Source organism: Butyricicoccus faecihominis, from assembly GCF_024462775.1.
GTDB classification, from domain to species: Bacteria; Bacillota; Clostridia; order Oscillospirales; family Butyricicoccaceae; genus Agathobaculum; species Agathobaculum faecihominis_A.
The window spans coordinates 56,599-79,134 of record NZ_JANGCE010000014.1 but is presented as its reverse complement, the minus strand read 5'-3'; the positions used below and the strand labels follow the sequence as shown (position 1 = coordinate 79,134).

Annotated in this window: 23 protein-coding genes; 1 reads left to right on the top strand and 22 read right to left on the bottom strand. The window is 58.2% G+C overall.

Annotated features, from left to right (window positions below; genetic code table 11):
• Positions 1-28: 28 nt before the first annotated feature.
• From mraY to NE562_RS09035, 19 genes are all read right to left on the bottom strand, one after another.
• Entirely contained in the window at positions 29-1,015 is a 987-nt protein-coding gene (mraY, locus tag NE562_RS09125) for a phospho-N-acetylmuramoyl-pentapeptide-transferase (protein WP_280962101.1), read from the bottom strand.
• A complete protein-coding gene (locus tag NE562_RS09120) occupies positions 1,012-2,394 on the bottom strand; it encodes a UDP-N-acetylmuramoyl-tripeptide--D-alanyl-D-alanine ligase (RefSeq protein WP_280962100.1) in 1,383 nt (460 codons plus the stop codon). The genes mraY and NE562_RS09120 overlap by 4 nt, the downstream gene beginning before the upstream one ends.
• A gap of 25 nt (positions 2,395-2,419) precedes the next feature.
• Entirely contained in the window at positions 2,420-3,865 is a 1,446-nt protein-coding gene (locus NE562_RS09115) for a UDP-N-acetylmuramoyl-L-alanyl-D-glutamate--2,6-diaminopimelate ligase (protein WP_280962099.1), read from the bottom strand.
• Positions 3,866-3,893: 28 nt separating this feature from the next.
• On the bottom strand, positions 3,894-6,281 hold the full coding sequence (locus NE562_RS09110) for a penicillin-binding transpeptidase domain-containing protein (protein WP_280962098.1): 2,388 nt from the start codon (positions 6,279-6,281) through the stop codon (positions 3,894-3,896).
• A gap of 89 nt (positions 6,282-6,370) precedes the next feature.
• On the bottom strand, positions 6,371-6,865 hold the full coding sequence (locus NE562_RS09105; protein WP_280962097.1) for a hypothetical protein: 495 nt from the start codon (positions 6,863-6,865) through the stop codon (positions 6,371-6,373).
• Positions 6,866-6,886: 21 nt separating this feature from the next.
• Positions 6,887-7,822, bottom strand: a complete 936-nt coding sequence (gene rsmH, locus NE562_RS09100; protein WP_280962096.1) for a 16S rRNA (cytosine(1402)-N(4))-methyltransferase RsmH — start codon at positions 7,820-7,822, stop codon at positions 6,887-6,889.
• Positions 7,823-7,847: 25 nt separating this feature from the next.
• Positions 7,848-8,264, bottom strand: coding sequence for a division/cell wall cluster transcriptional repressor MraZ (gene mraZ / locus NE562_RS09095; RefSeq protein WP_280962095.1), 417 nt, complete (start codon positions 8,262-8,264; stop codon positions 7,848-7,850).
• A gap of 355 nt (positions 8,265-8,619) precedes the next feature.
• The gene (locus NE562_RS09090; protein WP_280962094.1) at positions 8,620-9,075 is read right to left on the bottom strand and encodes a hypothetical protein; all 456 of its coding nucleotides are present in this window, start codon (positions 9,073-9,075) and stop codon (positions 8,620-8,622) included.
• Positions 9,076-9,080: 5 nt separating this feature from the next.
• Positions 9,081-9,566: a pantetheine-phosphate adenylyltransferase gene (gene coaD, locus NE562_RS09085; protein ID WP_280962108.1), complete on the bottom strand. Its 486-nt coding sequence runs from the start codon at positions 9,564-9,566 to the stop codon at positions 9,081-9,083.
• The gene (gene rsmD, locus NE562_RS09080) at positions 9,535-10,119 is read right to left on the bottom strand and encodes a 16S rRNA (guanine(966)-N(2))-methyltransferase RsmD (protein WP_280962093.1); all 585 of its coding nucleotides are present in this window, start codon (positions 10,117-10,119) and stop codon (positions 9,535-9,537) included. Before rsmD ends, coaD begins: the two co-directional genes overlap by 32 nt.
• A 134-nt stretch (positions 10,120-10,253) precedes the next feature.
• Positions 10,254-12,113, bottom strand: coding sequence for an excinuclease ABC subunit UvrC (gene uvrC, locus NE562_RS09075; protein ID WP_280962092.1), 1,860 nt, complete (start codon positions 12,111-12,113; stop codon positions 10,254-10,256).
• Between the two features lie 58 nt (positions 12,114-12,171).
• Positions 12,172-12,435, bottom strand: coding sequence for an HPr family phosphocarrier protein (locus tag NE562_RS09070; protein WP_280962091.1), 264 nt, complete (start codon positions 12,433-12,435; stop codon positions 12,172-12,174).
• Between the two features lie 184 nt (positions 12,436-12,619).
• Complete coding sequence (locus NE562_RS09065) at positions 12,620-15,007, bottom strand: endonuclease MutS2 (RefSeq protein ID WP_419196000.1); 2,388 nt, start codon at positions 15,005-15,007, stop codon at positions 12,620-12,622.
• A 138-nt stretch (positions 15,008-15,145) separates the two neighbouring features.
• Positions 15,146-15,529 carry a hypothetical protein gene (locus tag NE562_RS09060; RefSeq protein WP_280962089.1) on the bottom strand — a complete coding sequence of 128 codons (384 nt, stop codon included), beginning with the start codon at positions 15,527-15,529 and terminating at the stop codon, positions 15,146-15,148.
• Between the two features lie 18 nt (positions 15,530-15,547).
• The gene (gene recO, locus NE562_RS09055) at positions 15,548-16,312 is read right to left on the bottom strand and encodes a DNA repair protein RecO (protein WP_280962088.1); all 765 of its coding nucleotides are present in this window, start codon (positions 16,310-16,312) and stop codon (positions 15,548-15,550) included.
• Positions 16,313-17,206 carry a GTPase Era gene (era, locus tag NE562_RS09050; protein ID WP_280962087.1) on the bottom strand — a complete coding sequence of 298 codons (894 nt, stop codon included), beginning with the start codon at positions 17,204-17,206 and terminating at the stop codon, positions 16,313-16,315.
• On the bottom strand, positions 17,203-17,670 hold the full coding sequence (locus NE562_RS09045; RefSeq protein WP_280962086.1) for a diacylglycerol kinase family protein: 468 nt from the start codon (positions 17,668-17,670) through the stop codon (positions 17,203-17,205). The genes era and NE562_RS09045 overlap by 4 nt, the downstream gene beginning before the upstream one ends.
• A gap of 5 nt (positions 17,671-17,675) precedes the next feature.
• Positions 17,676-18,164: an rRNA maturation RNase YbeY gene (gene ybeY, locus NE562_RS09040; protein WP_280962085.1), complete on the bottom strand. Its 489-nt coding sequence runs from the start codon at positions 18,162-18,164 to the stop codon at positions 17,676-17,678.
• Between the two features lie 464 nt (positions 18,165-18,628).
• Complete coding sequence (locus NE562_RS09035; RefSeq protein WP_280962084.1) at positions 18,629-19,009, bottom strand: GNAT family N-acetyltransferase; 381 nt, start codon at positions 19,007-19,009, stop codon at positions 18,629-18,631.
• A 343-nt stretch (positions 19,010-19,352) separates the two neighbouring features.
• Between NE562_RS09035 and NE562_RS09030 the strand changes: the two genes are divergently transcribed.
• The gene (locus NE562_RS09030; RefSeq protein WP_280962083.1) at positions 19,353-19,904 is read left to right on the top strand and encodes a hypothetical protein; all 552 of its coding nucleotides are present in this window, start codon (positions 19,353-19,355) and stop codon (positions 19,902-19,904) included.
• Positions 19,905-19,952: 48 nt separating this feature from the next.
• On the opposite strand, the gene NE562_RS09025 is transcribed toward NE562_RS09030, so the two are convergent.
• Genes NE562_RS09025 through NE562_RS09015 form a run of 3 tightly spaced genes read right to left on the bottom strand, consistent with a single transcriptional unit; the run spans position 19,953 to position 22,526 of the window.
• Complete coding sequence (locus NE562_RS09025) at positions 19,953-20,975, bottom strand: PhoH family protein (protein WP_280962082.1); 1,023 nt, start codon at positions 20,973-20,975, stop codon at positions 19,953-19,955.
• Positions 20,976-21,002: 27 nt separating this feature from the next.
• Positions 21,003-22,226: a sporulation protein YqfD gene (locus NE562_RS09020; RefSeq protein ID WP_280962081.1), complete on the bottom strand. Its 1,224-nt coding sequence runs from the start codon at positions 22,224-22,226 to the stop codon at positions 21,003-21,005.
• A gap of 30 nt (positions 22,227-22,256) precedes the next feature.
• A complete protein-coding gene (locus tag NE562_RS09015) occupies positions 22,257-22,526 on the bottom strand; it encodes a YabP/YqfC family sporulation protein (protein WP_280962080.1) in 270 nt (89 codons plus the stop codon).
• Between the last annotated feature and the right edge of the window lie 10 nt (positions 22,527-22,536).

Genomic DNA, 22,536 nt, shown 5'->3' with positions numbered 1-22,536 from the left:
TCACAGTCTCAGGGAAAATGGATGAACGTTAACGCATCGGTGTGATGACGCCGTAATAGGCGAGCGCGCACAGCAAAATGGTAACGCCCGCAAAAATGAGTACGATTTTCTTTTCGCCCCAGCCGCACATCTCAAAATGATGATGGATGGGGGCCATTTTAAACAGGCGCTTGCCGCCGGAAGCCTTAAAATACGTCACCTGCAAAATGACGGAAAGCGTTTCGATGATGTACACCAAACCGACCAGCAGCAGGATGAGCGGCATATCGCACGCAAAGGCAAGGCCGGCCACCGCGCCGCCGAGAAACAGCGAACCGGTATCGCCCATGAACACCTTGGCGGGATTGAAGTTATAGATCAAAAAGCCCGCCAGACCGCCGGCCAGCGCCGCGGCGAAAATGGTAACGCCGATATTGCCGCGTATGATGCCCACGGCGGCGAAAAACACCGCGACCGGCAGGGTCACGCCCGCGGCCAGTCCGTCGATGCCGTCCGTCAGGTTGACCGCGTTATCCGCGCCGACGATGACGAACGCCGCGAAGATGATGTACACGGGCCATGGAAGGCCGAACGTGATATCGGTAAACGGCATCCAGATGCGGGGCAGGCCGTCTTCGCTTTGCAGAAACAGGATGACGATAAACGCCGCCGCGACCAAGATTTGCAGGATCAGCTTTTGGCGAGCGGTCAATCCGGCGTTCTCCCGTTTTTTGATCTTGGCGTAGTCGTCCACCAGACCGACCGCGCCGTACGCGACCGCCAAACCGAGAATGGCGAGCGAGGATACCTGCAACCCGCCGGTGAGCAGCTGGCCCGCAGCCACGGCGACCGCGATCCCGATGATGAACATGAAGCCGCCCATCGTCGGTATGTTTTGCTTATTCATATGCCACTTGGGGCCGATCTCCAGAATCTTCTGCCCAAACTTCATCTTGCGCAGATAGCGGATGATCGCCGGGCCGATGGCCGCGGTCGCGATAAACGCGATCGCGCAGATCAGCAATGCTTCTCTCATTCTTCCACGTCCTCCCCCAAAAACAGGCCGAGCGCCCGTTCCATTTTCATGCCGCGGCTGCCCTTGAAGAGCAGCGCGTCGCCGGTGCGCGCGGCTTTCACCAGCTCGCGCACGAGTTCATTCTGGTCGGCAAAGGCAAACGCCGCGGCCATGCCCTGCTCCCGCGCGCCGCGCACCATGGCGTCCGCGTCCGGGCCGTAGGCATAGAGCGCATCGGCGTTTTCCGCCGCCGCGCGGCCCGCGCGCCGGTGGCCTTCCTCCGCGTAATCGCCCAGTTCCAGCATGGAGCCTAAAACCGCAATGCGGTTGCCGGTATCGCCCATACGCCCCAGAACGGCGAGCGCCGCCTCCATGGCGTCCGGGCTGGCGTTATAGCAATCCGCAAAAATGCGAAAGCCGTTTTGCTCGTAAATGTTTTGCCGCATGCCGCTCGCTTCATACGAAGCAAGGCCGCGCGCGATCCGCTCCGGCGCTTCGCCCAGCACAAGGCCGACGGCGGCAGCAGCCAGCGCGTTGAGCACATTGTGCGCGCCCGGCAGGCTCAGCTTTGCCGCAAAGTTTCCGTTCACCGGCAGGGTCTCGCACGAAAGGCTGTTATTGATGATGGTAAACGAGCCGTCCTCCGCCATGCGGCAGGTCAGATCGCACGCCTTGTTTTCTATGCCGTAAGTGACGGCGCGGCAACCGAGAGAATTTCGTTTTTCCCACAAAAGCGGCTCGTCGCCGCAAAGAACGGCGCAGCCGCCCGGTTTTAGGCCTTCCAAAATTTCGAGCTTTGCCTGCAAAATGCCCTCGCGCGATCCTAAAAACTCAATGTGCGAGGTACCGATATTGGTGATCACCGCGATATCCGGCCGGGCCGCCATGGTCATGCGGCTCAGCTCGCCGAAGTGGTTCATGCCCATTTCGGCCACCATGACCTCGGTCTCCCGCGTCATGCGGAAGAGCGTGAGCGGCAGGCCGATCTCGTTGTTCAGGTTGCCTTCTGTTTTCTGCGCGCGGAAACCCTCCGCAAGCACGGCGTAGGTCAGCTCCTTGGTGGTCGTTTTGCCGACCGAGCCGGTGACGCCGACCACCTTGCCCCCGCACAGCTCCCGGTACCCGCCCGCAAGATCAAGCAAGGCCTGCGAGGTGTTTTCCACATACAGCACGGGCACCCGGTATTCCTCGCTCCGGCGGTGGGACACAATCGCCGGAGCGCCGTTATCGATCGCTTTGGCGATGAAATCATGCCCATCATATTTATCGCCGCGGATCGGCACAAACAGCGCGTCCGCGGGAATATGTCGGGAATCGGTCGAGACGGCGTTCAGCACCGCTTCGCCCCGCGCTTCTCCTTTGGTCCAAGCCTCGGCCTGCGCAAGCGTAAAGCGTTCCATTCGTTCGTCCCCCATACAGTTATTTTTACTTCCTTTTTTCCGCGTAATACGCGGCCACGATCTCGCGCTCATCCATGTGGTGCTTGACGTGGTTGATCTCCTGATACGTTTCGTGGCCCTTGCCCATCAGCACGATGATATCATCCTTCTTCGCGTGGTCGAGCGCCCAGTGGATGGCCGCGGGCCGGTCGGCGATCACCTTGATCGGCGTTTTGCTTTCCTGCATACCGGCTAAAATATCTTCTATGATGGCGTCCGGCTGTTCGGTGCGCGGATTATCCGAAGTGACGATGCAAAAATCAGCCAGCCGCGCCGCGATCGCGCCCATCTTGGGGCGCTTGGTCTTGTCGCGGTCGCCGCCGCAACCAAACAGCGCGACCACGCGGCCCGCGGCAAAGCCGCGCACGGCCTTCAGCACGTTTTCAACGCCGTCCGGCGAATGCGCGTAATCGATCAGCACCGTGTAATCGGTATCGGTCGGCACGACCTCGACCCGGCCCTTCACCCCGGTCGCGGTGCCGAGCGCTTCCGCCGCTTGCTCGATCGGCAGACCGAGCTGTAACACGATTCCCAGCGCGGCCAGCGCGTTTTCTACCGAAAAATGTCCGGGGATCGCGAGCTTTACCCGCGCCAATCCGTCCGTGGTGCAGGCGATGAATTCCACGCCGTTCGCGCGCATCAGGATGTTTTTGGCAGTCAGCCCAGCCGCGTCCTTATCACAGGAAAAGGTAAGGGTTTCACATTTCGCATCTCTCAGCATCGCCTCGGCCGCCGGGTCGTCAAGATTTACGACGCCCTTATCGCACATGGAGAAAAGCAGCGCCTTTGCTTTGCGGTACTCCTCCATCGTGCCGTGAAAATCAAGGTGATCCTGCGTCAAATTGGTAAACGCGCCCACCGCGAAACGAATCCCGTGCACGCGGTCCAAAACCAGCGAATGGGAGGAAACCTCCATGACCACATGGGTACAGCCCGCGTCCCGCATGCGCGCAAACAGCGCGTGCAGCTCATAGCTTTCCGGGGTGGTGCGTTCGGTCTCGATGATTTCGCTGCCGATCAGATTTTGGTTGGTGCCGATCAACCCGACCTTATGGCCCGCCTTTTCCAGCATGTGCTTGACAAGGTAGGTGGTCGTCGTTTTGCCGTTCGTACCGGTCACGCCGACCATGACCATGCGGTCCGCCGGGTGGCCGAAGCGGTTAGCCGCGATCTCGGCCAGCGCGCGGCGCGCGTTTTGCACGGTGACGGCGGGCGCGCCGTCAGGCGCCTCTTCGCACACGATCGCGGCCGCGCCCTGTTCGAGCGCCTTCGCGATATATTGGTGCCCATCCGTCGCGTAGCCGCGGATGGCGACAAACAGATCGCCCGGGCCTACTTGACGCGAATCATACCGCACCTGCCCAATTTCCATATCCAGATCGGCGGCGACGTTTTCTACCGCCACGCCCGCGAGCAGTTCCCGCAGCTTCATGCATTTCACTCCCAAAACTCATTCTTTTTTAATCGCCGACGTCGGTCGAGTTGGTGAAGTCCACCGTAATGACCGAGCCGATATTCACCTTGGTGCCGGATACCGGGTTTTGTTTGCCCGCCACCGTTTCGCCGGTCGTCTGCGAGGTCGCGACGCCCTTGCGCTTCATGTACAGGCCGAGCTCGCTGAGCGTATCGCGGCATTCCTGCGGAGACAGATTGATCAGGTCGGGCACGATGATCTGCTCGGTCGGCTTAGACCCGCCCATATACAGGATGACCGAGCCGGACGCGGGGATCTTGATACCGCCCGCGGGCACCTGATCGGTGATCGTTCCGCCCTCGTTGCTGACAACGCGGTAAGACAGGCCGACTTCCTTCAGCGCGGCCGCCGCTTGATTTTCATCCATGCCAATCAGACTGGGCACCGATACCTCGCGGCGGTCGGCTTCCTCGTCCGCGTACATCGGGGTGACGCCGATATAGGGCAGCACATCCTCCATCACGCGGCCGACCACGGGCGCGGCGATCGCGCCGCCGCCGTGCGTTGCGGATTCCGGCAGGTCGTTGATGGCGACGAGCACCGCGATCTGCGGATCGTCCATCGGCGCTACGCCGATGAAGGACGCGGTATAACGGTCCTCCGTATCGTCCTTTTCTTTCAGCAGCTCGGAGGTAGCGGTCTTGCCGCCCACGCGGTAACCCGCGACATAGGCGTTTTTACCGGTGCCGTTTTCGACGACCTGCTGCATCGCCTGCCGCATGAAAGCCGAGGTTTCGGCCGAAATGACCTGCCGCACCACGGTGGTTTCGGTGGTGGATTTGACCGAGCCGTCCGGCCCCAGCACTTCCTTGACCACATAGGGCTTTTTGAGCTTGCCGTCGTCCACGATCGCGGCGACCATGTTGATCATCTGGATCGGGGTCACGGTAAAGCGCTGACCGAAGGACGCGACCGCGAGCGATACTTCGTTCCATGCCGACGTATTGGTGATATCGTGGAAAATACCCTTCTGCTCGCCCGGCAGATCGATGCCGGTGATCTCGGTCATGCCGAAGGCCTTGTAAAATTCATAGAAACGGTCCATGCCGGTCTTGAACGCGATCTGCATCATGGCGACGTTGCACGAGTTCATCAGCGCTTCGGTCAGGTTCTCGGAACCGTGGCCGCCCGCCTTCCAGCAGTTGATGGGCTTGGACCAGTCGCCTACCATCAGCGAACCGCCGCAGTTGTACGTGTCGTTCGCGTGCGCGGTGCCGATCTCGTACGCGGTCGAAACGTTCATCAGCTTGAAGGTGGAGCCGGGCTCGTAGGTGTCCATGATGACCGGGTTGCGCCACATTTTGTTCAACTCGTCGATGCGGACGTTGCCGATCGCCTCGACCAGCTTTTCGTTGGCTTTCACGCTTTCGGGCAGGTTTTCCATGCCGCCCTTCTCGTAGTATGCGTCGGGAATGTCCGCGGAAACCCCATATTCCGTTAAAACCGCGGCTACTTTTGTTTTCATTTCGTCCTGATACCGCTGATTGGTGATAACGCGCGGCTGGTTGGGGTCGAAATCGGGCAAAGACGCCATGGCGAGGATTTCGCCGGTCTTCACATTCATGACCACGCCGGAAACGCCGTCACGCGCGTCCGGGTTATCGGCCATGGCGGTCTCCAAATGCTTTTCCAGATAGCTCTGAATGTCGTTATCGATGGTGAGCACCAGCGAATTGCCGTCTGTCGCAGGAATATATTGCTCGTAATCGTACGGCATATCCTGATTTTTCGCGTTTTGCGCGCGCACGACGCGGCCGGCCGTGCCGGCAAGCTCCTCTTCGTACTTGGCTTCCACGCCGATTACGCCGTTGTTGTCTCCGCTGACATAGCCCAGCACAGCGGACAAATACGCGCCGTATTGGTAATATCGCTTGGTATCGGGCTCCGGATAGACGCCCTTGCAGTCCGCGTCCTCAAGCGCTTTGTACAGCTTGTTGGATGTTTCTTTATCAATCTTTTCCGCAATTTCCTGATAAGCGGTGTCGGTGCGCTGCACCTTTTTCAGCACGGTTTCGTAATTGAGCGAAAGCTCCTCCGACAGGATCTTAGCCAGCGTTTCCTGCTGCTGCTCGGCCGAGATACCCGCGTCGATCTTATCCTCGTCTATCACGTTTTTCGGGCTGATCGTCACCTTTTCGGTGGTGGCGGATTCAGCAAGGACTTGCTTGTTGCAATCATAGATCGTGCCGCGGTTGGGCGTGATGATCGAATCGCGCGTTTGCAGCATCGTTGCCTTTTGCACATAAAAATCATGGTGGAACACCTGCATGTAAAGCAGCCGTGCGCCCACCAACCCAAAACCCACGACCACGAATAGCAGCGTCAAAACGACGACACGCGACCGCATTTGATTGTTCGGACCCTTCATAGCCATGTCTTTTCCTGTTCCTCCACCGAAAAAGCGTAAGGAGTCAGAAGTGTTTGCCACCTCTCACTCCCCGTACCGCTATCCTATTCAAGTTTTTACCTAAGATATTCCACTACCGCGGAAAAGCTGCGGACCAAACCGGAAAACAGCGAGCTTAACGAAACGCCGGAATCCTTTACCGTTACCGTGTCCGGGTTGACCAGCTCCACATATTCGATCTGGGCGTTATCCATCTTGACCATGCCCAGATTGGTCACCGCGTATTGCTCGATCTCATCCATGTTCAAGTTATACGTCTTTTTGCTGGAAAGCGAAACGCTTTCCGCCGTCAGTTCGTCGAGCCGTTCGGTCTGTGCCGTGACTTCGGCCGTAAGCTGGGTCAACTGCATCTGACAGATCAGGATGTAGACCACCGTCAGCACGACCGCCGCGAAGCTTGCCGTTACCGCCGGGCGAAGCCTTCGCTTTTTGCCGGTCTTTTTTTTCGGCACCTCGCGCAGCTCCCGCTTGGTTTGCTTCGGAACAGGCATAAAGCGCTCTTCATATTGCTCATACGCTATGCTGTCCCGGCTGGCACTCATCATGGTCAAGGATCCTTTCTCCCGCTTGCTCTATAGCTTTTCGCACACCCGAAGCTTGGCGCTGCGCGCCCGCGGGTTCTCTTCTATCTCCGCTTCGTCCGGCAGGATCGGCTTTCTCGGCGTTAGGCGCACCTTGGGTTTATTGCCGCATACGCAAACCGGAAAATCCTTGGGACAGGTGCAGCCCTGCGCCGCCCGTAGGAAGGCGGTCTTTACGATGCGATCCTCCAAACTGTGAAACGTGATCACCGCCAGACGGCCGCCGGGCGCCAGACAGTCTATCGCTTTTTCCATCGCTTCGCGCACGGCGGAAAGCTCGTCGTTCACCGCGATGCGGATCGCCTGAAAGCTTCGCTTGGCGGGGTGCTGTTTTTCGCGCCGAGCCTTTGCAGGCATCGCGCGGCGGATCAGGTCGGAAAGCTCCAAGGTCGTCTCAATCGGCTTTTCTTCCCGTTCGCGTTCGATCGCGGCCGCGATGAGCGGCGCGTAGCGTTCCTCGCCATACTCGAAAAGAATGCGGCGTATCTCTTCCCGGCTCCAGTCGTTCACCACCTCGTAAGCGGTAAGGCGCTGGCTCCGGTCCATGCGCATATCGAGCGGCGCGTCCTGCATGTAGGAAAAACCGCGCTCTGCGTGATCGAGCTGGGGCGAGGAGACGCCCAGATCGAACAAAATACCATCCGCCCCAGCAAGGCCGAGGTCCGCGAGCACGCGGTCTATCTCTCTAAAATCACTTTTTACCGGCGTGACGCGGTCCCAAACATCCGCAAGACGGGTCTTTGCGTTTTGGAGCGCCTCGTCGTCCCGGTCGATACAGATCAGCCGGCCGGTCTCATCCAGCTTTTCAGCGATACGGAGCGAGTGCCCCGCGCCGCCGGTCGTGGCGTCCACATAAACGCCGTTTGGTTTGATTTGCAGCGCCTCGATACAGGGGCCCAGCAGAATGGATACATGGTGAAATTCCATAAGCCCCTCCCCTAATCAGGCCGTGTTAAAATCCTAGGTCTTCCATTGCTTCCATGATACGGTCGTCCGTGATGCCGCTGTTATAGGCGGCCCACTTGGCGCTGTCCCAGATCTCCGCATGGTTCGATGCGCCGATGATGGTGGTCTCCTTGCTCAGTCCCGCAAACTCTCGCAGGTTGACCGGAAGCAAGATGCGGCCCTGCGCGTCCATCTCCGCGTCAAACGCCGCAGAGAAAAAAAATCGCTGCAGATCGCGGGATTTGCTCATCGGCAGCGAGCGTATACGTTCTTCAAGGCCTTCCCATTCCTTTTCGGGATAAATGGCAAGGCAGCCATCGAGTCCTTTGGTCACGGTGAAACGGTCACCCAGCTCCTCTCGAAGCTTGGCAGGCATGGCCAGACGCCCCTTCGCGTCTATGGAATGCTTGTATTCCCCTTTCACCGATTTTACACCACGCTTTCTCTTTGGTGGAACTCATGACACTTCTCCCCACTTCGCACCACCATGAATCCATTATAGCGGCAGGCCCCTCATATTGCAAGATGTTTTTCGGGAAATGTTGCAGAAAATAAGCCTCCAATTTGCGTTTTTTTCGTTTTTTCGCTGTTTACAAACACCTGTTCGATGAAATTACAATTTTGCTGTATTACCCGGTCATTTTCCCAAAGTGGGGCGAAATCCCTACCTTTTTCTGTATTTCACACGACCCGACGATTTTCGCACGCAAAAAAAATAATGCATAAAAAAAGAAACGGCCGAATATCCATTCAGTCGTTTCTTTCCATGTGAACAAATGTTATTTCGCCACGCTTTTAAAGCGCTGGCGGGCCTTTCGGACCTCTTCCAGCGAAAGGGCGACGGCCTCCTCGGTGCGTTTGAGGGTATCCTCGCAGTACTCGTTGGCGACGCGGCGCAGTTCGCGGGCCTGTATTTCAGCGTTTCCGGCAACCTCTTTGGCTTTCCGGCGCGCGGCGACGACGATCTCGGTCTCGGATACCATCTGGCGAGCGTCCTCCTCGGCCTGACGGCGGATCGCCTCGGCCTCGCGCTTGCCGGCGGCCAGCATATCGTTGCGTTTTTCCACGATATCCTGCGCCATTTTCAAATCGTTTGGCAGCGTGGCGCGCAGGTCATCCAGCAAGTCGAGCAGGCGGTCGCGCTCCATGATGCACTTTTCACCTGCCAGTGGAATGCCCTTTGCATCCTGCACCATATCGTACATGCTGTTGATCAGTTCGTCTAAAGTTGCCATCTCGTTTAGCCTTCCTTTCTTGTTCGAAGCATGATATCGTTCACGATTTCGCCCGGGACAAAGCCGGCGATGCTGCCGCCGTGTACCGCAATATCCTTCACCACCGAGCTGGAAAGATACATGTATTCCGCACTTGTCATCAAGAACGCGGTATCCAGCTCCGGATTGAGCTTGCGGTTGGCAAGCGCCATCTGGAACTCGTATTCAAAATCGGATACCGCCCGAAGCCCCTTGATGATCGTGCAGGCGCTGTGCTGCCGCGCAAAGTCGGCCAGCAGGCCGTCAAACGAGGTGATTTCCACATTGTGGGTGTCGCGTGTCGTCCGCTCGAGGAATTCCATGCGTTCCTCCACGGTGAACATCGGCGTTTTGTTCTGATTGTGCATCACCGCGACGATCAGCCGGTCAAAGACCACTGACGCGCGGCGAATGATATCCTGATGCCCGAGCGTGGGCGGATCAAAGCTGCCCGGGTAGATCGCAATTCTCATTTGTTTCATCCGTTCGGCCGCCCTTTTGTAGGACGGTAATCAAAGTAGCGCCGTAGCGGTAGGTTTTTACCGTCTCAAAACCGGAGGTAAACACGTCCTCCACAGCACTTTCGCATATTATTATACCATTTGTCGAGAGAATGTCAAACGTTTCTATCGCGGAAAGTGCCGCCGCAAGGATTTTGCCGCCGTAAGGCGGATCCAAAAAAATCAAATCGTAAGCATCTTTTTTCGCATATGCTATAAATTTATCCGCATCTGTGCTGTGCAGCTGTGCACGATCGACAAGGCGGGCGGCCGCAATATTTTTCTTGACCGTCGCAAAAGCGACGCGGTCGCGCTCGACGAAATCGCATGTTTTCGCCCCGCGCGACAGCGCCTCGATGCCAAGCTGCCCGGTGCCTGCAAACAGGTCGAGCACGCGCGCGTCCCGCACGCGGTTTTGGATAATATTGAAAACCGATTCCTTGACGCGGTCGGTCGTCGGCCGGGTGTTCATGCCCGGCACGGGCTGAAGCTTTAGCCCCCGCGCGGAGCCGGATACGACTCTCACGTTAATTTAACCCCCTTCTGAATAATTAGAAATTAGGAATTAGTAGTTAGAAATTGTCAAAGCCGCCGCAGGCGGCTATTTCGCCTGCCTAACCGCTGGCGCTTCATTACTAATTCCTAACTACTAATTCCTAATTATTTTTGAATATTTTCATTGCCATGAAAATATTCAAAAACCGCGTGCGCGGTATTTTTCGGCACGGCGCGCGCCAGTTCTTCCTCAGTGGCGTTTTTGATGCTGTCAATGCTGCCGAAATGGCGCAAAAGCTGGCCGCGGCGTTTCGCGCCCACGCCCTCTATCTTATCCAGCGTGGAGCCGCGCACCTTTTTCGCGCCGAGCTGGCGGTTGTAGGTGATCGCAAAGCGGTGCACCTCTTCCTGAATGCGTCCGATCAGCGCGAACAACGCGGGCGTGGCAGATATGCCGAACTCCCGCCCATCCGGCGCAACGAGCGCGCGGGTGCGGTGCCGGTCGTCCTTGACCATGCCGAAGCAGGGCGTATCAAGGCCAAAGGAGTCGAGAACTTCTTGGCACACGCGCACGTGGCCAAGACCGCCGTCGATCAAAAACGCATTCGGCAGGGGCGAGAATTTCTCATCTCCATCCACATAGCGCTGCACGCGGCGCGTGAGCATTTCACGCATGGAAGCGTAATCATCCTGTCCATTTGCCGCGCATTCGATCTTAAATTTGCGGTAATCGCTCCGTTTGGGCTGGCCTTCGGCAAAAACCACCATCGAACCGACGGTATCCTGCCCGGCAAAGTTTGAAATGTCGTACGCTTCCAGCCGAAGCGGCAGCGCGATCATACCGGTCACGCGCTGCAACAGCTCGAGCGACTTATGCCGACGCTCGGATTGCTGCTCGTGCCGCTCGATCTCTTCGCGGGCGTTTTTCTCAGCAAGGCGCGTCAGGTCGCGCCGTTCGCCGCGCTGCGGCACCGCGATCTCGACCTTGCGGCCCGCGATGCTCGTCAAATACTCCGCCACCGCGCCGTCGTCCTCAATCTCGTGCGAAAGCAGCAGGGTCTTCGGCGCGGCCGATCGCCGCGCATAGTACTGCTTGACAAAGGCGGAAAGCACCTCGACCGCGTCGCTTTCGGTCAGGTGGAACAGGGTGTATTCCTTATCCTGCAAAGCGCCCGCCGCATAGTGCAGCACACATACGCAGGCGCGCGTTTGCCCCTGCACAAACGCGACCGCGTCAATTTCCGCGAACGCGCCCGCCACCACATGCTGGCGGGAAGAAAGCTTTTGCACCGCGCGTAAGCGGTCGCGCAGCAGGGCCGCGCGTTCAAACTGCAATTCCTCCGCCGCCGCGTTCATCCGCTCGGTCAGTTCGCGTTCGAGCTTTTTCGCGTCCCCCTCAAAAAGCGAGGTCGCTTCGGCGATCAGCGCGCGGTACTCCTCGGGGGACACCTTGCCCGTACACGGCGCGCAGCACCGGCCCATGTGCTGGTTCAGGCACGGGCGCTCCTTGCCGATATCGCGCGGAAATACCCGCGAACAGGTTTTTAAATGCAGCGCTTCGCTGATGGTATCGATCGCGCGGCGCGCCGCGACGCGGCCCGGATAGGGGCCGAAATACCGCGCCCCATCCTCCTCCGGCCGCGAAACAACGGAAAACGCGGGATAGGGCGCGTTTTGGCTCAGCCGGATATAGGGGTAGCCCTTATCATCCTTGAGCAGAATATTGTACTTGGGCTTGTACTTTTTTATCATCGAGTTTTCCAGCACTAGGGCTTCAAACTCGGTCTGGGTCACGATGATGTCAAAATCATCGATATGGGAAACGAGCTGGCGCGTTTTTGCGTTCAGCCGTTCGGGCGCTTGAAAGTAGTTCGACACCCGGTTGCGCAGCGCCTTGGCCTTGCCGACGTAGATGACCTTGCCCGTTTTATCCTTATGCAGATAAACGCCGGGCTGCATGGGCAGCTTGCGCACGCGCTCCTTCAGTTGTTCCCTCGTCACATGCTCCGCCGCCTTTCCAAACAAAAAAGAAAGCGCCGAAATTCGGCGCTTTTTTCAGGATGCGATAACTTTCCGGGCAACCTTAGTCGGTAAAATTGGACGTGATCAGCTCGACAAGCGCGGCGACTGCTTCTTCCTCGTCCGGACCATCGGCGATCAGGTTGATGGTCGTACCCTTGGTAATGCCAAGGGAAAGGATACCGAGCAGGCTCTTCGCGTTAACGCGGCGCTCTTCCTTCTCTACCAGAATGGTTGACTTAAACTCGTTGGCCTTCTGAATGAAAAAAGTTGCGGGACGGGCGTATAAACCTACCTGATTGGTAACCTGTACCTCTTTAGAAAACATAATCTGCATCGCTCCTATTTCTTCAAATCCGATATATATAGAATACCGCCTTTTGCCCGTTTCGTCAAGGGCAATTTGGCAACAGCGGGTTCGCGTTTTCCATGAATTTGCGCGCGCAAAACCCAATTTCCTCAGGCATTATGCCCTTGTTCGCTTATTTCCAGCGCAGTTCCCAGCATTTTGATCAACGAAGTTCCGCGATCGTCACGCCCTGCTCGCCTTCGCCGTATACGCCCGAACGGACGCTTTTGACACGCTTATTCTGGCGCAAATGCTGCTGAATGGCAACGCGCAGCGTACCCGTGCCCTTTCCGTGGATGATGGTAACCGTGGGCAAGCCGCCCATGATCGCCTGCGACAAAAAGCTATCCACCTCGTAGATCGCTTCCTCCGCGCTCAGGCCGCGTACATCGACCTCACGTTCGGCTGCGGTCAGGTTAAGCTTTGGCGCGGGGCCGGAGCGCGGGCGCGGCGTTTTGGAAGCCGCCTTCGGCTCCTCGGTCAGGCGCAGCTCGTTCTCCTTTACCGTCATTTTCATCGGCCCGGCCTGCACCTGCACGTTGCCGTCCTTATCCGCCGGGGCGAGCACGGTCGCCAGCACGCCGCCGACATTGATCAGCCGCACGCGGTCGCCTTTTTGCAGCTTGCGCTGCTCGTGCGCGTCCACCGTGCGCTTTTCGCCCGAACGGCGGGTCTCGTTTTCCGTCTGCGTGATGATACCGCGCAGCGCCGCTCGGGCCGCCGCAAGGTTGTGATCGGGCACGCTTTCGCGCGCCTTCTTTTTCATCTCGTCCAGCTCGTCAAATACGGTTTCCGCGGTCATGCGCGCGTCCTTGAGCAGACGGTCGGCGCGGGATTTGGCGCTTTCCAGCAGTTTATCCGCTTTTTGCTCCATCTCGTCGCGCGTGCGCAGCGCCTTGTCCCGCTCGGACTGCGCGGCGGCGCGCATTTTGGCGGCGTCCTCCTTCATGCGGTCTATCCGGCGGCGCTCGCGTTCCAGCTCGGCCAGCACGTCTTCAAACCGCGCGTTTTCAGTGGATACCTGCTCCTTGGCGCGCTCGATGATGGTGGGCTGAAGCCCCAAACGGCCCGCGATCGCAAAAGCGTTCGACTTGCCGGGAATGCCGGTCAGCAGTCGGTATGTCGGCTGAAGGGACTGCACGTCAAATTCGCAGGAGGCGTTTTCCACGCCCTCGGTCGTTAGGGCGAAGGTTTTCAGTTCGGCATAATGCGTCGTCGCGGCGACCAGCGCGCCCATTTGACGCGCATAACCGATTACGGCCACGGCGAGCGCCGCGCCCTCGACCGGGTCGGTGCCCGCGCCCAGCTCGTCGAACAGCACCAGATCGCCCTGCCCGCACACATCCATGATGGAAACAATGGTCTTCATGTGCGCGGAAAAGGTGGAAAGCGACTGCTCGATCGACTGCTCGTCGCCGATGTCGGCGTAAACGTGCTCAAACAGGCCGATCTCGGATTGCTCGCTCGCGGGAATATGCAAGCCGGAAGCCGCCATCAAACATAAAAGCCCCAGCGTTTTGAGCGACACTGTTTTGCCGCCCGTGTTCGGGCCGGTGATGACCAGCGTGTCGTATTCGTCGCCGATGGCGATATCGATCGGCACCGCCTTCTCCTTATCGAGCAGCGGGTGGCGGGCGCGCACCAGACGGCAAGCGCCCGGCGTATCGCGCCACAAGGGCGGCGCGGCGTTCATGTCAAAGGATAGCTTGGCGCGCGCAAAGATAAAGTCCAGCGTGGTGAGCGCGTCGTAATCCTGCGCGATCGCGTTTTTGTACAGCGCGACATCAGCCGACAGCGCGGATAAGATGCGCTCGATCTCCTGCTCCTCGCGCCCTTCGAGCACCTTGATCTGGTTGTTGATTTCCACCACGGCGGCGGGCTCGATAAAAACGGTCGCGCCGGTGGACGAGGTATCGTGCACCAGACCGGGCACGTCGCCCCGGTGCTCGGCCTTGACCGGCACCACAAAACGGCCGCCGCGCTGGGTGATGATGGTTTCCTGCAAATACTTGGCGCGCTCGCCGGAAAGCATGCGGCCCAGTGCTTCGCGCACCTTGCCCGAAATGCGCCGCATTTCTCGGCGGATGGAAAGCAGCTCGGCGGAGGCGCCGTCCGCGATTTCTTCTTCGGAAACGATCGCGGTCGTGATCTGTTCCTCCAGCACACGGTTGCCCGAAAGCATGCCGAAGATCGGGGTAAGCGTGGTTTTTTCCTCGTGCTCGGCGTCGTAGGCCAGCGCGCGGCGCGAAGTTTGCAGCACGCTCGCAACGGCAAGCAGCTCGCGCGGGTTAAGCACACCGCCCCGATCGGCGCGGGACAGGATAGCGCCTACCTCGCGGATGCCGCCGAACGCGGGACTGCCCTGACGAATCATCAGGTTTTTCGCGTCCGTCGTCTGGTCCATCCAGACGCGGGCCTCCTCCCGGTCGTCCAGCGGCCGCAGCGTAAGGCACCGTTCACGCCCCTTATCGCTGGCCGCCTGCGCGGCGAGCCGTTCCAGTATCGTAAAATATTCTAATGTTCGCAAAGATTTCTCGCCTAGTTTGTTCATGGTAAACCTCATTGTAGTTAGGAATTAGGAATTAGGAGTTAGGAGTTAGGAATGGAGGGTGCCGCCGAAGGCGGCCAACTAATCATCTTGCTTTGCGCGATACCATATTTTAACGCCTGCTTTCTAACGCCTAACTCTTCAAAGTATATCGCCCAGTACGCCATACGCGGCAAGCAGCAACAACAAAGATATGATCACAGCCAGCCCAAACAGTCGCCAAATGCGATAAATGCGACGCGTTGTTTTGCTCGTGTTCCGTAGCATGGGAAACATCAACCAAATACTTCCCGCCATACTGCCGTAAAATAATCCCCGCGCCGCCAGTTTTTGATATTCTTCGTTGGGCACATTGCGCTTGAGATCGTTCATCGCGTTGTGTACGCTCCAAAACATTTCGATCAGGATGGCAACCGCCGATACGCCCAGAACGATACCGGCTTCCCAGCCCGCCGCCCAAAAAAGCAGCGCCGCTGCGTCCAGCGCGGCGAGCGTGATAAAATTCCAGCGTAACGAGAGCTTCATCTTAAATCTCCCCCTAGCTTAACCAAAAACCGGCGGGCAAAGCGATCGATAAAATTTCAGGCTGTCGAATCCGCGGCCCAGATGATAAAGGGTATACTGTTCCGCCAGTTCACAGAACTGCGCGGCGGCGGGGCCTGAAAGCGCAAAGGCATACACCCGGCGCGCTTCGCTTGTCAGCACATGTAGCAAGGCGCGCAGCGCGCCTTCGGACAGGCGCGCGTAGTCGCCGCCGATCCGGCGGGCGCAGGCTTCATCCGCCGCCTGCCCGGCGCGGACGGAAAAGAAAACGGGCGGGGTTTCGATCACCCTGCCGCAAACGCCGCAGGCGGACAGATCGGGCGCGTAGCCGCTTTCGGCCATGGCGCGCCATTCAAACGCGGCCTTTACCAAGTTTTTTGCCCGCTTGCCGGCGCAAAGCGCGGTCAGCGCGCCGAGCAGCATGCGGCAAAGCGCGGGGCTTTCCTCGCTCTCGTCGGTCAGCGTGTTCGTCAGCTCGCACAGATAACAGGCCAGTGCGTACGCCTCGATATCCTCCGCGATCGCAAAAAAATCACGCACGATCGAGGCTTCCTGTAGGGTAAAACGCCCCCCGCGCTCGCGCAGTACGAATTCGGCAAAGCAAAACTGCCGCGCCGCGATCGTCTTGCCCTGATTGCCGCGCCGCGCGTTTTTGCAAAGGATCTCTATTTTGCGGCCTTCCTCGGTCAGCGCGGTCAGATACCGGTCATAATCGCCGAAATCCGTTTCGCGCAGGCCGAGCGCGCGCAGCTTGACCTCGGCCATTTAGGAATCCTCGTACCCGAAGTTGCGCATCTGATACTGGTTGTTGCGCCAGTTTTCCTTGACCTTGACCCAAAGCTCCAAGAACACCTTGGTATCCAGCATGCGCTCCATATCGACGCGCGCGAGCTTGCCGATCTCCTTGAGCATTGCGCCCTGTTTGCCGATGATAATACCCTTATGGCTGTTCTTTTCACAGTAGATCACGGCGCTGATCTCGATCAGGCCGTCCTCCCGCTCGTTCCAGCGCTCGATCCCCACGGCGATGCCGTGCGGCACCTCGCGGTCGAGTAGGCGCAGCATCTTTTCGCGGACGATCTCGGCGACGAGCTGACGCTCCGGCTGGTCGGAAACCATTTCCTCCGGGAACAGCTGCGGGCCGTCGATAGCGTATTTATCGATCTCCGCCAAAAATTCGTCCAGCCCTTCGCCCGTGCGGGCGGAGACCGGCACGATGGCCTCGAATTCATGCGCCGCGGCGTAGACCGCGATCACGGCGAGCAGTTCTTCCTTTTTCACGGTATCGATCTTGTTGATGACCAGCACGGCGGGCATGTGGGTCGCCTTGATCTGATCGATCAGCGTTTGCTCCGCCGGGCCGATGTTCGCAATCGGTTCGACCACGAGCGCCGCCGCGTCGACCTCGGACACCGTATCCGTGACCACCTTGCACATAAAATCGCCCAGACGGGAGCGGGGCTTGTGCAGGCCGGGTGTATCCATAAAGACGTACTGAGTATCGTTTTTGTTCAAAAGGCCGGTGATGCGCGTGCGCGTCGTCTGCGGTTTATTGGAAACGATGGCGACCTTCTGGCCGACCAGCTTATTCGTCAGCGTTGATTTGCCGACGTTTGGCCGGCCCACGATCGAAACGACCGCTGTTTTGGTAATTTTCATTGTATTCTCCCATATTTAAAAATAAAAAGCAGGGCAAACGGCACGGATACGACCACCGCCCCGGCCGCCCACGGGCGGGCGCCTAAGTACGCAAGCGCTTCACTGAGCAGACCCTCGCCAAGGAACAGCACAAGGCCGATGATCGCGCATGCGGCCGCGCACACAAAAACGGCCGCCGCCGCGATATCCTTCGCGTTGCGTACCATTTGGTCGTAGCCGCTTGTCTGCTTATCGCAAAGGCGTTCAATGGCGGTGTTCATCAGCTCCGCCCCCATGGTCAGCCCAAAGCAAATGCAGAGAATCGCCCCCTCGGCCGTGGTGGCGCGCCCGATCAGCGCGAACAGGGTCACATAAAGCGCGGCGACCATGTGCACGCGAAAGTTGCGTTCGCTGTGGATGCAGAGCGCCAGACCGCGAAAAGCGTTTAAAAAGCTTTCATGCAGCTTTCGGATTTCCTTTTTCATATCGCTCACCTGCTCAGCCCCAGAAAGGCGAGGCTCAACTCCTCCTTCTCGCGCATCAGCCGGGTGTCTTCCTCATTCCGCTCGTGGTCATAGCCGAGCAGGTGCAGCACGGAATGCGTGGTCAGGTAGCCGCATTCCCGCGCGGGCGAATGGCCGAACGTTTCCGCCTGCTCCACCGCGCGCGTATAACACAGCATCATATCGCCCAGCATGACGCAGCCGGTGCCGGGATCGGTCTCCAGATTTTCCTGCGGCGCACCGTTCAGAAACTCGTACATCGGAAACGAGAGCACATCGGTCACGGTATCCTTTTCGCGGTATTCGCGGTTGACCTCGCGGATGGTTTCCGCGTCCACCACGGTCACATCGATCGCGGCCGCAAACGGCACCTGCTCGCTTTCGAGCACGCGCTTGGCGCAGGTTTCGATCAACTCCCGCACCTGCTCTTCTTCCTGCACCGCCGTTTCAAAAGCCACGCTGATTTGATATACCATATCTGTAACCCCCAAAGATAGTATGGCTATTATACCACAGCGGCAAGCAATTCCGAAGAGTCAAAACGCATCTAAGCGCCGCTGATGGTATAATGAATTTAATCCGGGTATAGTAGCCGTTTTGCGGCTATTATACCACAGCGGCAAGGCAAACGTGAGGTCTCGTGCATCCGATAGGCGCCGCTGGCGGTATAATTGATTGAATCCGAGTATAATAGGTGCTTTGCACCTATTATACCGCATTTTCCCCGTTTTTTGAATACCTGAGCCGCCGAAAAATAAAAAAAGACGGTCCGGCCTAAAATGATTTGCGCCCTCTATGAGAGACAGTGAAAGCAGCTGTCAACATGGAGGGCGCATATCAAAGCATGCCGTTCCGTGCCGCTATTCCTTTTTTACATCCCCATACAGGCGGTTGGTACCTATTGAAAGCGATATTCCCCTTGCGAATCCCGCTTCAGCAGCTATTTTTCCTTTTCCATAATAAAGGATTGCAAACTTCTTTGGCATCCGTTTTTTTCGTAGAACGATTCTAACCCCGGCTGTGCGCCAAAATATAGCATAGTCGGTGTGTGAGCCTTGGCAAGCCGGAGCAGCTCGCTGCCAACACCTTGCTTCCGATATGCCGGAAGAACGAGCAGCTCCGTTATGGTTCCGAAATAATAACCGTCTGTAAGGATTCGCAGACATCCCACAAGAACGTTTTCATCATAAGCGCAGATATTCAATGTTTTCGATAACGCGACTTGTGTTTTCTCCACATCATAATTCCCCGGCCATATTTGATTGACAAAAGGGATAAACGCCGACGCGCTCATTTCGCTGTCATTCACTTTATATTCCATATTTGTTGATACCTCTACGGCTTCGGTCCGGTCAGTTCACCTAATCAGCCGCCCCTCAAGCAAAGCGTTTACGTGATCAGTCTATTGCGACTCGTCCGACACGGAAAATTTGCAGTCGAGTTCGCAACTATTTTAATCTCCGCCCACGCAAATGTCAAATAACGAGAACCGCTTATTAAGACCAACCGCTCCGTCAATTTACGCATAGCGAGTGAAATTGTAACCAAGCTGCTATTGCTGTTTTTCATAACGGTGATATAATGGCTGTATCATAAATTGCAGTGTATATATAAGCCCCGCCATTCGTCCGTAACAGAAAAGAGGGCTGTTTTCCATGGTTGCTGTGAAAAATAAACGGCGCATTTGTGTGATCTTTGTGCTGCTTCCGTGCGCGCTGCTGTTCTTCCTCATCGTTTCCGCCATGCTCCCCGACGGCGCCACGCCGGAGGATGCGCTGCGCGGCTATACCGCGCGCCACGCGGAAAACCGCGGCCCCGGCGAAATCGTGCGGGAGGAGCTTCACGCCCCGTACGAGGTGCTTTTCTATTACGACGATCAGGGTCTGTTGAGCTGCGCGTTTTTACAGTGTCAGCTATGGGGCTACAATGTGGCCGCGATCGCGCCGGGCATCCGTCCGGCCGTGCCGCACGAGCTGAAAGAGGACGAGCAAAGCATCACCCTGAGCGAATGCTATTTGCCGGAGGTACGGCTTCGCGTCACGCTAGGCCGCGTGAACAGCGGCGCGGCGGAAACCGTTACGCATGGCGAACAGGACATGAGCATTTTTTCCTACCGCAACTGCCGCATTCTGTACGATATCGGCGCAGAGACCGAAGCGGAGCCCTACCGCGTGTACGACGCGCAAGGAAGACTGTTGGACGATCTGACGGTATGATCATAAACGCAAAGAGCGTCCGGCGTAAAATCGCCGGACGCTCTTTTGTTATTTTCCCTTGGCGTGGCGCGTATATAGCGCCGGATGCGTCGGCTTCTTGGACGGAGCCGTGCTTTTGCGGGCCGCCGCGTGCTGCTCAAACGCCTTGACGATCTGCGCGACCAGCTTATGGCGGATCACATCGCCGCCGGAGAGACGGATCACCGCGATATCGTCCATACCGGAGAGTATCTCCGCGCACTCGCGCAGGCCGGAATCGCGCGGATCGGGCAGGTCGATCTGCGTGATATCGCCGGTGAGCACCATTTTCGAGCCCTCGCCCAGACGCGTCAGGATCATGATATGGGAGGAGAGCATCATATTCTGGCATTCATCCGCGATGACAAAGCTGTTTTTCAGCGTGCGCCCGCGCATATAGGCGAGCGGCGCGATCTCGATCACGCCGGTTTCCAAATAGCGGCCCATCGTATCGCGGCCAAGAAGTTCCTCCAGCGCGTCGTACAGCGGACGGAGATAGGGATCGACTTTATTTTGCAGGTCGCCCGGCAAAAAGCCCAGCTTTTCGCCCGCCTCTACCGCGGGGCGGCAAAGCACGATTTTTGCCACCTTTTTCGCCTTGAGCGCCGCGACGGCCACCGCTACCGCAAGGTAGGTCTTGCCTGTGCCGGCGGGGCCGATGCTGATGGTAACGGTATTGTTCCGCAGCGCTTCCACATATTTTTTCTGGCCGACCGTGCGGCACTTGATCGGCGCGCCGTTATAGGATACCGCGATCGTATCGCGCATGGCCTCCACCGCCGCATCCGACGAGCCGGTGCGGACGAAATCCAGCGCGCGGTCAACCGCGAACTCGCCCAGCGTTTCGCCCTGCTCGCCCATGCGGTTCAGCGTGCGAAGCGTTTCCACCGCCGTTTTAACGGCGGCCACGTCCTCGCCCGAAAGCTCCACCATGCCCTCGCGCGTGAGCAGAGAAACGCCAAGCTCGTTTTCCAGCTTTTTTACGTTCTGATCGTTCACGCCGAACAGTTCCTGCATGGTCCCAACGTCTAAATCAATTCTTTCCTTATACAACCGTTATTTTCCTCCTGCGCGCTTCAATTACGGCGCATCCTCGCTGGGTGCGGGCGGTGTTTCGGGGATTACGCTGTCATCGAGCGCTTCCGCGCCGATCTGCTCTATCGCCTGCGCCTGCAAATGCAGGGTGACCGCACCGTCCCGCTCGTCAAACGACTGGCGCTCGCCGGTGATCGTTCCCTGCATGCCCGCTTCCAACCGCGCGAGCACGCGCGCCGCCATATCGGCGGCCGCGTCCTCCGCGGCGGCCGCTTCCGGCTGCCGCTCGTAATACACATACGTCTGCCGGACGAGCGACACCGGGAATACCACGCTGTCCGACAGCCACGCCGTTTTTGTTTCTATTATTTTATCACAACTTCCCCCTGCAATTCCACTACCAAAATACAAATTTAGCCGGTGCGAGCCAAAAACCAGCGCATACTGCTTTTTCACCTTGCCGGTATAGGTCTTTTTTTCCGTTTGCAGCGCGCGCCGGGTATCCACATCATAGGTGGTGTGCGCCATGATTTCACCGCGCGCGTGGGTCAAATGATAGCCGCCGGTTTCGGTCGTGGGCGGCACTAGGCCGCTCACCAGCGTGTCCCCCACCGCGACCGCGTCGCCGGGACGAACGAGCGGCGCGCCCTGCCAAACGTTCATTTGCTCCACCACGCCGTCCCGCGTGGCGACAACCTTGACCACCGCGTCCTCATCCAGCATTTCCGGCTTCATGACCGAGCCGGTCGCCTCGATTGTCAGCCGGTTTCCGCTGATATTGAGCGACAAAAACGATAATTCGGGCACTTGCTGCATCACGCGCCACCGGATCTGTTTGACATTCATGCCCTTCGACGCGCCGATGCGCACCCCCTCGCGCTCGAGCGCCTCCATGACCGCGGCGCGCGGCAAGGCGGGGTCGATATGCGGCTCGATCGCCCAAACGCGGGTGATCATCAGCCAACATAGCGCGGCGAACAGAACAAAGCCGCCCCACAGCACGGTGCGCGGCCGCAAGCGCGCCGCCAAAAACGGCACGCCCGCCTTTTGAGCGATATGTACGCGGCAGCCCGTGCGCCCCATGAAGCGCCGCAGCGCGCGAAAATCCTCCACCGATATAAAACAAGTCAGCTCGTTCCATGCGGTGCGCCGCATCCGGCGCAGGGTCAGCTCATGCGACGCGCAGACGTTTAAAAAGCGTGTCAGGCTCGCGCCCGTCACCCGAAGGCGTACCTGTCCCCGCGCAAGATGCAGCCACCGCGAAACCATATCTTTTCCCTCCTTTTGTTTTCCGTCCCGCTAGGCGAGGCTGCGATATTCGACCGAAACGATCGTACCCGTCACCGCCAGCTCATCAAGCGAAAGCGCGTTCAGCGTCAGCGAATCGCCGAGGATGCGCACCTCGCAGTCCTTGCATTTGACGCGGAGCAGAGTATCGTCGTATTCTAAAATGCCCCTATGGTTTTCCACCACGACGCGGCAGTTTCCGATGATCTCCACGCGGGGCCGGTCACCGCGCAGATCCTCAAAAAGCTGCGGCGCGCCCGCCCCAAAGCCCTCGTATGCCATGCATTCTCCT

Coding starts and splice junctions, on each gene's coding strand:
- mraY (WP_280962101.1), bottom strand. CDS start 1,015: ATGAGAGAAGCATTGCTGATCTGCGCGATCGCGTTTATCGCGACCGCG.
- NE562_RS09120 (WP_280962100.1), bottom strand. CDS start 2,394: ATGGAACGCTTTACGCTTGCGCAGGCCGAGGCTTGGACCAAAGGAGAA.
- NE562_RS09115 (WP_280962099.1), bottom strand. CDS start 3,865: ATGAAGCTGCGGGAACTGCTCGCGGGCGTGGCGGTAGAAAACGTCGCC.
- NE562_RS09110 (WP_280962098.1), bottom strand. CDS start 6,281: ATGGCTATGAAGGGTCCGAACAATCAAATGCGGTCGCGTGTCGTCGTT.
- rsmH (WP_280962096.1), bottom strand. CDS start 7,822: ATGGAATTTCACCATGTATCCATTCTGCTGGGCCCCTGTATCGAGGCG.
- NE562_RS09090 (WP_280962094.1), bottom strand. CDS start 9,075: ATGGCAACTTTAGACGAACTGATCAACAGCATGTACGATATGGTGCAG.
- coaD (WP_280962108.1), bottom strand. CDS start 9,566: ATGAGAATTGCGATCTACCCGGGCAGCTTTGATCCGCCCACGCTCGGG.
- NE562_RS09070 (WP_280962091.1), bottom strand. CDS start 12,435: ATGTTTTCTAAAGAGGTACAGGTTACCAATCAGGTAGGTTTATACGCC.
- NE562_RS09065 (WP_419196000.1), bottom strand. CDS start 15,007: ATGAACAAACTAGGCGAGAAATCTTTGCGAACATTAGAATATTTTACG.
- NE562_RS09060 (WP_280962089.1), bottom strand. CDS start 15,529: ATGAAGCTCTCGTTACGCTGGAATTTTATCACGCTCGCCGCGCTGGAC.
- recO (WP_280962088.1), bottom strand. CDS start 16,312: ATGGCCGAGGTCAAGCTGCGCGCGCTCGGCCTGCGCGAAACGGATTTC.
- era (WP_280962087.1), bottom strand. CDS start 17,206: ATGAAAATTACCAAAACAGCGGTCGTTTCGATCGTGGGCCGGCCAAAC.
- NE562_RS09045 (WP_280962086.1), bottom strand. CDS start 17,670: ATGAAAAAGGAAATCCGAAAGCTGCATGAAAGCTTTTTAAACGCTTTT.
- ybeY (WP_280962085.1), bottom strand. CDS start 18,164: ATGGTATATCAAATCAGCGTGGCTTTTGAAACGGCGGTGCAGGAAGAA.
- NE562_RS09035 (WP_280962084.1), bottom strand. CDS start 19,009: ATGGAATATAAAGTGAATGACAGCGAAATGAGCGCGTCGGCGTTTATC.
- NE562_RS09020 (WP_280962081.1), bottom strand. CDS start 22,226: ATGGTTTCGCGGTGGCTGCATCTTGCGCGGGGACAGGTACGCCTTCGG.
- NE562_RS09015 (WP_280962080.1), bottom strand. CDS start 22,526: ATGGCATACGAGGGCTTTGGGGCGGGCGCGCCGCAGCTTTTTGAGGAT.